Origin of the sequence: Streptomyces sp. NPDC056361 (assembly GCF_042262805.1) — a bacterium.
Taxonomy (GTDB): Bacteria; Actinomycetota; Actinomycetes; order Streptomycetales; family Streptomycetaceae; genus Streptomyces.
Map to the genome: position 1 here is coordinate 71,607 of NZ_JBHJQI010000020.1, position 11,871 is coordinate 83,477.

At 69.3% G+C, this 11,871-nt stretch carries 7 protein-coding genes; 5 read left to right on the forward strand and 2 right to left on the reverse strand.

Going from position 1 to position 11,871, the window contains the following annotated elements:
- The first annotated feature begins 2 nt into the window (after nt 1-2).
- The 3 genes from ACFCY7_RS09390 to ACFCY7_RS09400 are packed head-to-tail and all read left to right on the forward strand — an operon-like array spanning nt 3 to nt 3,477.
- Nucleotides 3-1,412, forward strand: coding sequence for an aldehyde dehydrogenase family protein (locus ACFCY7_RS09390; protein ID WP_376482841.1), 1,410 nt, complete (start codon nt 3-5; stop codon nt 1,410-1,412).
- A complete protein-coding gene (locus ACFCY7_RS09395) occupies nt 1,409-2,521 on the forward strand; it encodes an NAD(P)-dependent alcohol dehydrogenase (protein WP_376482842.1) in 1,113 nt (370 codons plus the stop codon). Before ACFCY7_RS09390 ends, ACFCY7_RS09395 begins: the two co-directional genes overlap by 4 nt.
- Complete coding sequence (locus ACFCY7_RS09400) at nt 2,518-3,477, forward strand: SAM-dependent methyltransferase (protein WP_376482844.1); 960 nt, start codon at nt 2,518-2,520, stop codon at nt 3,475-3,477. The genes ACFCY7_RS09395 and ACFCY7_RS09400 overlap by 4 nt, the downstream gene beginning before the upstream one ends.
- 72 nt (nt 3,478-3,549) lie before the next feature.
- Here ACFCY7_RS09400 and ACFCY7_RS09405 read toward each other — a convergent pair whose 3' ends face one another.
- Nucleotides 3,550-4,083, reverse strand: a complete 534-nt coding sequence (locus tag ACFCY7_RS09405; protein WP_376482845.1) for an EF-hand domain-containing protein — start codon at nt 4,081-4,083, stop codon at nt 3,550-3,552.
- Nucleotides 4,084-4,808: 725 nt separating this feature from the next.
- Here ACFCY7_RS09405 and ACFCY7_RS09410 point away from each other — a divergent pair.
- On the forward strand, nt 4,809-8,474 hold the full coding sequence (locus tag ACFCY7_RS09410) for an FG-GAP-like repeat-containing protein (RefSeq protein ID WP_376482847.1): 3,666 nt from the start codon (nt 4,809-4,811) through the stop codon (nt 8,472-8,474).
- A 224-nt stretch (nt 8,475-8,698) separates the two neighbouring features.
- On the opposite strand, the gene ACFCY7_RS09415 is transcribed toward ACFCY7_RS09410, so the two are convergent.
- Entirely contained in the window at nt 8,699-9,220 is a 522-nt protein-coding gene (locus tag ACFCY7_RS09415) for a hypothetical protein (protein WP_376482849.1), read from the reverse strand.
- 274 nt (nt 9,221-9,494) lie between these two features.
- Between ACFCY7_RS09415 and ACFCY7_RS09420 the strand changes: the two genes are divergently transcribed.
- Nucleotides 9,495-11,813, forward strand: coding sequence for a hypothetical protein (locus ACFCY7_RS09420; protein ID WP_376482850.1), 2,319 nt, complete (start codon nt 9,495-9,497; stop codon nt 11,811-11,813).
- The last annotated feature ends 58 nt before the right edge of the window (nt 11,814-11,871 follow it).

Below are 11,871 nucleotides of genomic sequence, written 5' to 3' on the forward strand. Positions count from 1 at the left end.
GGATGCCGACACCAGAAGACGGTCGCGTCCCCGTGCGTCGTGCCGCACGCCTCGCCGTCCTCGACCCGGCCACAGGGAAGGCCTTCGACGAGGCCCCCGACCAGCGGCCGGACGAGCTGGACGACGTGGTCGCCCGGGCCCAGCGGGCCTGGCCCGGCTGGCGCACCGACCCCGCAGCCCGCACCACCGCCCTGCGCGCCGCTGCCGACGCCGTGGAAGCAGCCGGCGACGACCTCGCCCGACTCCTCACACGGGAACAGGGCAAGCCCCTGGCCGAGTCGTACGCCGAAATCGCCCGTACGGCGGCCCGGCTGCGCTACTTCGCCGACCTGGCCCCCAGGACCCGCCGGATCGACGACGGTCGACCCGTGCACAGCGAGGTCCGCTGGCGACCCGTCGGGCCCGTCGCCGCGATCGTGCCGTGGAACTTCCCGCTCCAGCTCGCGGCGGCGAAGTTCGCCCCCGCGCTCGCGGCCGGCAACACCGTGGTCCTCAAACCGTCCCCTCACACCCCGCTCGCCACCCGGCTGCTCGGCTCCGTCCTCGCCACCGTCCTGCCCGAGGACGTCCTGACCGTCGTCACCGGCCGCGAACCCCTCGGTGCCCGTCTCGCCGCCCACCCCGGCATCCGCCACGTCACCTTCACCGGCTCGGTGCCCACCGGTCGGGCCGTCGCCGAGGCCGCGTCGGCCTCGCTCGCCCGGGTCACCCTGGAACTGGGCGGCAACGACGCCGCCGTCCTCCTGGACGACGTCGACGTGGAACGGATCGCGGACCGGCTGTTCTGGGCCGCGTTCCGCAACTGCGGGCAGGTCTGCATGGCGGTCAAACGCGTCTACGCCCCCGCCAGGCTCCACGCCGAGGTCGTCGAAGTCCTCGCCCAGCGCGCGAAGGCCGTCGCGGTCGGGTCCGGACTCGATCCGGACACCCGGATCGGTCCGATCAACAACGCACCCCAGCTGGCCCGGGTCGAGCAGGTCACGCGGCAGGCCGTGGCGGCCGGCGCCCGGGCCGCGGCCGGCGGCCACCGACTCGACGGAGCGGGCTACTTCTTCGCTCCCACGATCCTCACCGACGTCCCGCCCGACGGCCCGGTGGTGACCGAGGAACAGTTCGGACCGGTCCTGCCCGTCCTGCCGTACCGCAACCTCGACGAAGCCGTCGACGCGGCCAACGGCACCGGCTTCGGACTGGGCGGCTCCGTATGGGGTACCGATCTCGACCGGGCCGAGGCGGTGGCCGACCGGCTCGAATGCGGCACGGCCTGGATCAACCACCACGCCGAACTCTCCCTCGCCCAGCCCTTCGCGGGCGTCAAGGACAGCGGCGTCGGCGTCGCGGGCGGACCGTGGGGCCTCTACGGCAACCTCCGGCCGTTCGTCGTCCACCGCCCGCGGGAGGAGGAGGCGTGACGAGGAGGTTCCAGGCGGCCGTACTGCGCTCGTACGAGGACCCGTTCACGGTCGAGGAAGTGGCCCTTCGTACGGAGCCCGGCCCCGGCGAGATCCTGGTCGAGATCGCGGGAGCCGGGATGTGCCGTACCGACCTCGCGGTACGGCGATCGGCCGGCCGCAGCCCGCTGCCCGCGGTCCTCGGCCACGAGGGATCCGGGGTCGTGGTGGCGACGGGCGGCGGCCCCGGCATCGCGCTCGGCGTCGGAGACCACGTCGTGCTGAGCTTCGACTCCTGCGGACACTGCCGGAACTGCCACGCCGCCGCCCCCGCCTACTGCGACTCCTTCGCCTCCCTCAACCTCTTCGGCGGGCGGGAGGAGGAACCACCGCGCCTCACCGACGCGGCCGGAAAGGCACTGGCCCCCCGCTGGTTCGGCCAGTCCTCCTTCGCCGCGTACGCGCTCGTCCCGGCCCGCAACGCCGTCCGGGTCGACCCCGCCCTGCCGCTCGAACTGCTCGGGCCGCTCGGCTGCGGCTTCCTCACCGGTGCCGGAGCCGTACTGAACACCTTCGCCGCAGGACCCGGCGACACCCTCGCGGTCCTCGGCGCGGGAGCGGTGGGCCTGGCCGCCGTCATGGCGGCCACTGCCGCCGGCATGCGGACCGTGGCCGTCGACCGGCACCCCGAGCGGCTGGACCTGGCCGAACGGTTCGGCGCGACCCCGCTGTCCGCCGGATCGCACGGACTGCCCGAGCGGATCCGCCGATCGACCGACGGCGGAGCCCAGTACGCCCTGGACACCACGGCCTCGGCCCCGCTCATCAACGACGCGCTCCAAGCACTGCGCCCCACCGGCACCCTCGGCCTCGTGGCACGCCTCCACACCCCGCTGGCGCTCGAACCCGGCACGCTCGACCGAGGTCGCGGCATCCGCCACATCTGCGAAGGGGACGCGGTGCCCGGACTGCTGATACCCCGGCTGACCGGCCTGTGGCGGGCCGGCCGCTTCCCCTTCGACCAGCTGATCCGCACCTACCCGCTGGCCGACATCAACGAGGCCGAACGCGACTGCGACGCCGGCCGTGTGGTCAAACCCGTCCTGCTGCCGGAAAGAAGAGACCGATGAGCGAAACCTTCACCACCGAGGAGTCCTCCCCTCCTGCTGCCGGAGGAGACACGGCCGCCACGGTGACTCGGCAGGTCGACGCGGAAGGCGTGGACGGAGGTGTGGGGCTGACCGCCCTCCTGGTCGCCGCGGCCCGGGCGATCGAGACCCACCGCCACGACAGTCTGGCCCAGGACGTCCACGCCGAACACTTCGTACGCGCGGCCCCGGCGTGCGTGGACTGGCCGGTACGCATCGGACAGGTTCCGGAGGGGGACGACAACCCGCTGTGGGGCAGGTTCGCCCGCTACTTCGGGCTGCGGACTCGGGTGCTCGACGACTTCGTCCTCGGGTCGGTCCTCGACGGTGCCCGTCAAGTGGTCCTGCTGGGCGCGGGCCTCGACACGCGTGCCTTCCGGCTCGACCTTCCGTCCGACTGCGTGGTCTTCGAGATCGACAGGGCGGGTGTGCTGGCCTTCAAGCACCAGGTGCTCACGGACCTGTCGGCCGCCCCAAGGGTGAAGCGCGTCCCCGTACCGGTCGACCTGCGTGCGGACTGGGCCACCGCGCTGACCTCCACCGGCTTCGACCCGGCCGCACCGAGCGTCTGGCTGGCCGAGGGGCTCCTCTTCTACCTGCCGAGCCCCGCCGAGACGTACCTCATCGACACGGTGGACCGGCTGACCACCGGGGGCGGCGCCCTGGCCTTCGAGGCCAAGCTGGAGAAGGACCTGCTGGCGTACCGCGACAGTGCGATCTACACGGCGACGCGGGAACAGATCGGCATCGACCTGCTCGACCTCTTCGACCTGGGACCGCGCCCCGACTCGGCGGGTCACCTGACGGCCAAGGGCTGGTCCACGTCGATGCGCACGCCCTTCGACTTCACCCGCCGGCACGGACGCGGTCCCCTCCCCGAGCCGAACGACGCCCTGGAGGGGAACCGGTGGGTCTTCGCCCACAAGCCCGGGCCGTGACGTCCACCCGGCCGACGGCATCCCGGGGCGGCCGGTGCCGCCCCGGGATGCTCGCGACCGGGCCGGGCCGTGTCAGACGGCCGGCGTGCCCACCAGCCGGTCGCCGGGAATCCCGGCCAGCTCCGGTGCGTAGTAGTCCTCGATGCCGGCGGCCCACGTGGCCACGGTGATGCGGTCCTCGGCGTCCGGGCCGAAGGCGTCGAAGAGCGCGTGGATGTTCGCCTTCTCGAAGCCGATCGCCGTCATCAGCGACAGGAAGAGCGGGCGCTCGATCAGGCCGTCCCCGTCCGGGTCGCCGAGTGCGGAGAGCGCCTCGGCGAACTCGGTGATCGTGGGGCCGAAACGCTCGGGGTCGAGCACGAAGGGGCGGAACTCGTCGACGGTGATCACGCCGTCCCCGTTGACGTCCAGTTCGGTCGCCAGCGTCGTCCACCAGCGGCGGAACGCGGTCCGGAGGGACTCCTTGGCACCGTCGTCCGATGCGACCGCCACCTCCAGGACGCGTCCCGTCATGAGGTCGAAGTCGCCGGAGTCGATGACTCCGTTGCCATTGGCGTCGAAGAGGGAGAAGACCAGCTCGACCCGCTTGGCGGCCTCAGTACGCATGTCCGTCACCTGTCTCGTGCGGCCCGTCGGTCCCGGGCCCGGCTTGATGAGTGCTCCTAAGTAACCGTGCTGGGGGAGAACCGTGACGGTGAGCCGGTCGTCGGTACCGGAAGGAGTGAGGCCAATCGCCTCATCGAGGTGTAAACGCGACCCCTCCCGATACGGGCGGGCGAGAGGCGCCTGACAACGACACCACCTCCGGGGCGGAAGGCGCAAGAAGGGCCGATGGAAAGATAAAGAACAGGGACGTCAATTTCCCGACAGAGCCGCCCCAACGAGCCCACAGGGAAAGAAGAACGGCCCCTTGCGCCGTTCCGACCTGCTGTTATTCTCGGATGATCAAGTAATGGGGGGCGGTTACCGAAGGCGCGCGAAAGCGTCAGCCGACGTGAACCTCGGGGTGATGCCTTCACCGAGGCGAACCATGCCCGTTGCAGGAATCGGCACGGTGTCGCGAACACCCGGATGCTGTGCAGGCGCGGTGCGGGCTTCCCGACGAAGCGTGCAGGCGGCTTGAGTTCGGGAGTCGGACACGCCGTGGTGCCCCAGCGGTACAGGCGCGCCATGTCTCGTCGATCCCCGAGCTCCCCGCCCCTCCTCTGCGGGCGGTCCTCAGTGCTGCCCGCGCTGACGAAAGGATCGTTGTGAGCAAGAGAAGACCCACACGAGGAGCATGCGGAGGCCGATGGGTCTCCGGGGCGGTCTCGCTCTCGTTGTCGGTCGGTGTGGGCATACCGGCTGCGGTCGTACTGCCCGGCACGGCAAGTGCCGCGGTCGCGGTCGCCGCGTCGTCGGATCCGGTCGCCGACGGCTCGAAGAGCGAGGAGGAGTACGCACTCGAACAGGCCGCCGCCACCGGCCGGCCCTACGAGCTCCAGTCCGTGCGGACCGAGTCGTCCGACACGTGGGCACTGCCCGATGGGACCTGGTCCGTGAAGCGCCACGGCACGCCGGTGCGCATGCTGCGTGCCGGGGCATGGGTGCCGACCGATCCGACCCTGGTCTTCACCGCCGACGGCAGCGTGACCCCCAAGGCGTCCTCGGTGGCAGTGACGTTCTCGGGGGGAGGAACAGGCCCCCTGCTCTCCGGAGTCAAGGACGGCCGCACCCTGACGCTCACCTGGCCCAAGGCCCTGCCCAAGCCCACGCTCGCCGAGAACGTGGCCACGTACGCCGAGGTGCTGCCGGGCGTCGACCTTCAGCTCAAGGCCGAGGTGGAGGGCTTCTCGCAGCTGCTGGTCGTCAAGACCGCGCAAGCCGCGCAGAACCCCGAACTGGAAACTCTGAAGTTCGGTCTGGACACGGTCGGCGTCACCGTCGCCAAGGACCCGGAGACCGGCAGCATCAACGCCGTCGACCCGGCCGGACAGACCGTCTTCACCAGCCCGACCCCGCTGATGTGGGACTCCACTTCGTCGGCCGGCGGCACTGTCGCCTCGTTCGCCTCCAGGGCCGTGGCGACCGCCGACGCGGTGGAGACGGCACCCGGTGACCTGTTCGAACCGGCGCCCGGTGCGCAGGACGCACAGATGCCCACCACGGTGACCGGGGACACTCTCGAGATCAAGCCGGACCAGGCCCTTCTCGACGGCGCGGACACGCAGTATCCGGTCTACATCGACCCCTCCTTCGCCTGGGGCTCCCGCCAGAACTGGACGCGGGTCTACCAGAAGTACCCCAACACCTCCTTCTGGAACACCAAGGAGGTCGTGCGCGTCGGGTACGAGAACGAGACCAACGGCCTTTCGCGTTCGTTCTTCCAGCTGGACACCGCCGGCATCAGAGGCACCCAGGTCAAGTCCTCCGTCTTCCGCATCAGGAACACCTGGTCATGGTCCTGCGGCGCACGCCCCGTCGAGTTGTGGCACGTGGGACCCATCTCGTCCAAGACCACGTGGAACCGTCAGCCCGCCAAGATCGGCACGGCTCCGGTCGCCACGGTGAACGACGCGAAGGGCTGGAGCTCGGACTGCGCCGCCGGGAACCTCGAGTTCGACGCCACGGCCATCGCCCGCGAAGCGGCGTCGAAGGGCTGGGCGAGCGTCAACCTCGGTCTGTACGCATCCGACGAGAGCGACACCTTCGGCTGGAAGAAGTTCGACGCGAAGACCGCGGTCCTCGAAACCAAGTTCAACAACCCGCCCAAGGCGCCGACCGGTCTGGGCACAAGCCCCAGGACCGGCTGTGCCGGCGGCGCCATCGGCAACACCCGCGTCAGCCTGTACGCCCTCCACGACGATCCCGACGCCGGCAACCTCACCGCGGAATACCAGGTCTTCAAGGCCGGCAACAGCACGCCCGTTGTGAACCAGTCGATCCCCGCCACCAGAGGCAAGGTCGCCACACTCGCCGTACCCGACGCAACTCTTCCCACGGGCGACTACACCTGGAAGACGCGCACGAAGGACCAGGACGGCTCGTACTCGGCATGGTCGGTGACCTGCAAGTTCACGGTCGACCGCACCCGTCCGAGCAAGCCGCCCGTCGTCGTGTCCACCGTGTTCCCCGACGGCAAGGCGGGCTGGCCCGCCAACACCGCCAAGGCGGGGACGCTCGGTTCCTTCACGTTCAAGCCGAACGGGATCACCGATGTCCGCAAGTACTACTACTACACGGACTGGGAGCCGGACGTCCGGGACGTCCCCGTCACCACCGACGACCCGAAGACGCCGGAGATCGAGTCCGAAGCGACCGTGTGGCTGACCCCGCCCGGATCCGGTCCGCACTGGGTCTACGTCTACAGCGCGGATGCCAGCGGCAACATCTCGGACACCGAGCCGTACCTGTTCTACGCCAACCGGCGCACGGAGCGTGACGGCCCGAACGACCTCAACGGCGACGGTTTCAACGACCTGTGGAGCCTGGACGCCAACAACGCCCTGCTGACCTACGCCGGCCAGGGCAAGGGCCAGTTCTCCGCCGCCGCCAACGGCGGCAAGTCCCTCGCCGACAGCCAGATCACCTTCCGCGGCGACTGGGACGAGGACGGGCGCAACGACCTCGTCTCCCTGGAGTACAACGCCAACGCCAAAAGGAAGATGCTCTGGACGTACCCCAACAACGGCCGGGGTGTCATCGAGAACCGGCGCACCGAACTCACCGTCACCTGTCCGGTCAGGGACGATGACCAAGGCTGCTCCCGCGAGGACGACCGTTGGACCGGTGACGATCACTGGTACAACGCCGAGCAGGTCATCGCCCCTGGTGACATCAACGGCGACGCCAAGCCGGACCTCCTGGTCAAGCAGGCCAAGCACTTGTGGGCGTACTTCGGCAACCGGGCCACCCACGACCTGGACCTCGGCGGCGAGCGCGCACCGGTGCTCGTCGGTGGCGGGGACTGGGACCAGTTCACGGTGATCGCCCCGGGAGACGTCAACGGCGACTCGTTCCCGGACCTGTGGCTGCGTCACAACACCACCGGCGACGTCTACCGCGCTCTCGGCAAGGAGGGCCCCGACGGCAACGTCGACCCCACCACGTGGGGCGCGGCCGGCGAGCGGGTGAAGATCGGCACCGGCCTCAAGGCCGTCGACTACCCCGTGCTCGGCTCCTCGGGCGACCTGGACGGCGACGGGCTGTCCGACCTTTGGGCGCGCAAGTCCGACAACGCGGTCGTAGGGATTCCCGGCCGAGCACCCGCCGCGGACGGCACGGCCCTGGGCGCGGAGTTCACGATCGGCCGTACCCTCCCGACAGGCACCCCGGGCGGCACCCCGGGCAAGCCCGACATGAGCGGTGACACCTACGCCGACATGATCGTCCTCGACACCGCCGGCACCCTCTCGATCCGCAAGAAGCACCCCACCGGTCCCTACTTCGACACGGGCACCCAAGTCAGCTGGGGCTGGGACCAGTTCCGCGGCAAGACCGGCCAGGGAAAGCTGTACTTCGCCGACATCGACGGAGACGGCACCAAGGACCTCATCTCCCACGGCACCGACGGCAACATCATCGTCCGCCGGAACGACGGAACGGGAACCGGCTTCGACACCGGCACCCTGATGAGCGCCCAGTGGTCCAACTTCCTGGGTCAGCCGGGTCAGGGTCGTCTGTACTTCGCCGATGTCACCGGAGACGGCAAGGCCGACATGATGGTCCACACGACGGACGGCACGATCAGCGTCCGCAAGAACATGGGGACGTACTTCGACGGCGGCACCGTCATGACGGCGAACTGGTCCAATTTCCTGGGTCAGCCGGGTCAGGGCCGTCTGTACTTCGCCGACATCACCGGAGACGGCAAGGCCGACCTCGTGGTGCATCCCACCGACGGCCTCGTCAGCGTGCGCAAGAACATGGGCACGTACTTTGACGGTGGAACACCTGCGAGCGCGTACTGGTCGAACTTCCTCGACGGCCCCGACCAGGGACGGCTCTACTTCGAGTAGCAAGAATCGAAACCGCCGGGTGGGGGCGTCTGCCACTCCCACCCGGCGGTTTCGTTCGGCGCGAACGTGACCACATCCGGCGCTTCGGTGTCGCTCCGGACGGTCGAGTGCTCCGAGACGGGACCGGCAACTCCATCGATGCCGCGGCGAACGGCATCACGTGGGCCCGTGCGCGCGAGGCCGTCCCGACCGTGGACGAGCATGCCTGGAACGACGAGCAGTCGTTACTCGTCGTCCTCCTCGTCTTCGTCGTACCAGCCTTCGATCATGCCGACGAGCCGTTCGTCGATCGGGTTGTCGAACTCGTCTTCGGTGGCGAGGAGTCGGCGCAGCGTGTTCAGGGGGTACCAGTGTTCGCCGGGCTTGGCGTCGGGTGCGCCGACGCAGGGGGTGTCCAGGTATGCGGGGTCCGGGACCGCCGGATAGAACGCCGGGAGCAGGCCGAAGGTGACGTCCGGTTCGAACTTCCATACCCAGCCCTCGCGCCGTCGGCGCAGGGTCTCGCCGATGTACCACACGGCACCCTGGACGAAGGGGGAGCGGCGCTGTGCGGTGATCTCCTCCGACTCGGCGAATGACTCCTTGACGAGGCCTTCCAAGGCATCGAGGGAGGCGTCGGAGAAGTCGAACCGGTCGGCGCCGCCCGCTTCCCGAGCCCAGCTCTCGAAGGCGGCCCGGCGTTCGGTGAGCCAGACCAGCAGGTCGGGGTGGCGGGTGGAGTCGTAGTCGGAGTGGGGTGTGGTCATGGCCAGAACCTACCGAACCGCTCTGCCACCCGCGCAGGATCTTCGCGGAGTCATCACACGACGCGTCAACAACGCCTTGTGCATGGGGAGTTGACGACATCTAGTGTGGTGGGCCAGCAGGAGCGGGCACGGTACGGGGGCCCCTTGTTCGGCCTGCCTCAGCAGTCTTGAGTCCCGTGGCCCCCACGACCAGGGACACTACGTGAGCACACCTATACGACAGCGCCTGAGAAGGCGCTTATCCGCCGCGCTGGCGGTCATTTCCTCGGCGGCGGTGCTGCTGGTCGGCCTGCCGTCCGTGGCGTCGGCCGAGCCCGGGAACTACGCGAAGATCACCGGCGGTAAGCGGTGCGATCAGATGCACCTGAAGAGGACCATCCCGCGTACGCCGAACAACTCGGGTGCGCCGACGGGTCAGCACCAATGGACGAAGTCCGGGCCGGACGAGGAGTACTACTACAACAACGCGTTCAAGGGCTTCGAGAACGTTCCCGCGCCCACTGCGGCCGAGCTGGGGCAGGTCACCGGCAGCCGCGCGGACATCGACAAGTGGGACGGGGCGTATGCGGCCTCCAAGGACCCGGAGGACATGCGCAAGGCGATCTACTCCCGCTATAAGCGGCACCGGAACGAGTCGAACAACCCCAAGCCGTTCGGCAGTTGGAAGGTCAACCTGATCAGCGCGCAGGTCAGCAAGCAGAAGGGGGGCGTGTTCGAGGTCAAGGCGGTTCAGGACTTCAACATGGTCGGCCCCGACTGGCTGTGCGAGGTCACGATCGAGATCTTCGACAAGGACGGCAAGAAGATCGCCTCCCGGCGGTACGACTCCTACAACCAGCGCACCGGTGAGCTGGGGGAGTTCAAGTCCGACGGGAAGCGCAAGCCGGCCCAGCTCCGGGCCGACAGGATCATCCTGCGGCACAAGGACGCGAAGTACGACTTCACCCGGCACCGCCTGACGATGTTCACGTCGGAGAAGCCGAACGGGGCCACCCTCCGCGACTACAAGGCCGAGAACGACAAGCTGCGGGCGGAGCGGGGGACGGGGAACAACCCGATCCGGATCGCGGAGCGCCGGGCGACCGCGAAGGGCCTGTGGCCGCAGACGAAGTACACGAAGACGTACAACGTGTTCAACCCGCTGCCGAACCGCGGCACCCAGGGCCCGGGCGCCTCGATGGCCTACGGGTCGGGACAGAACCCCGCCCAGGCCCGGCAGTTGCAGAACCAGTACCTGGCGGACAACGCCCGGTCCGCGCTCGGCCGGGGCCCGGGCGGGGTGGACTTCTCCACCCTGGAGCTCCAGTACGTCGGCAACCCGGTCAAGGGCAAGGCCCTGGACTACTCCATGAAGGCCGACCTCATGCCCGATGAGGACGACAACCCGGGCTGGGGCGGACAGGCGAAGCTCGAACTGGCCTCCGACGCCCTGTTCACGTGGCTGGCGCTCACCCCGGACCGGCAGTGGGTGAACCTCAACCCCGACCAGCCCGACACCATCATGGACAAGGCGTTCGGTGAAACCGACGCCGGCCGTGTCCTCCTCGTAGCCGACATGGAGATGAAGCGGGACTTCTCCCGCGCCATGGACCCCAAGAAGTCCCCGGGCAAGGAGTTCATGGACGCCGCCCCCAAGGTCGAAGGGGTGCCGTGCTGGGGATCGGGACGCAACTGGATCGTTCCCGGCCGGGCGAAGGTCCGCGAGCAGGACGGCGGGATCTACATCCTCGACGCCCCGCTGGAGGTCAACCACGCGGCGATGGACTTCGCCACCCCCGTACCGGGAGAGGACTGCTCGAAGAAGCTCAGCAAGGAGGAGAAGGAGCGCAGCCACCGGCTGATCACCCAGTACCTCGTCCCGCACGTCGAGAAGCAGATCAACACCGACCCCAAATACGCTGACCTGCGCCGCGTCTACAAGTCCCGCGTCGCGGCCGAGTGGATCCGCCAGCAGGACGCGAAGAAGGCCACCGACTTCCGTCCCCTCATCAACAGCAACGACCTGAAGCGGTGGCCGCTGCGCGGCGAGAACGCCCACTGGGACAAGCGGACCGTGTGGCAGGAGATGGTGAAGTCCTTCACCAAGGGCGACTTCACCTACGAATGGCCCCTCGGCGACGGCCGGATCTACACGTTCTTCGTCGGCGGCATCGACTTCGCAAAGGTCCCCAAGCGGAACATCACCGGCGTCGAGTTCACCACCCAGCACCGTGAACTGCCCCGCACGACGAAGGACTCCGTGCGCACCGAGACCTCCGCCCGCGACAGCGACACCGCGTTCCTGGGCGGCAACGGCGCCGCCCTGACGGATGACGGGAAGCCCGACCCGACACCGACACCGACACCGACACCGACCGACCCGACCGATCCGCCCACGTCGCCGGGCCCGGACCCGACCAAGCCCGGCAACGGTGACACCGGCGGCAGTGGGGGCGCGACGCCCCCGGCGAACCGGCCGGACCCGGACGGCGGCCTCGCCGACACCGGATCGGACACCCCGATCGGCCTGATCTCCGGCGTCGCCGCGGCAATCGCCGCCACCGGCGCGGCCCTGGTGTGGTGGACGCGGCGTCGTCGCACCGTCCAGAAGTAGCCTGAACGAGCAGCACGAACAGGAAGGGCCCCACCCCGGTTCGCCCCGGGGTGGGGCC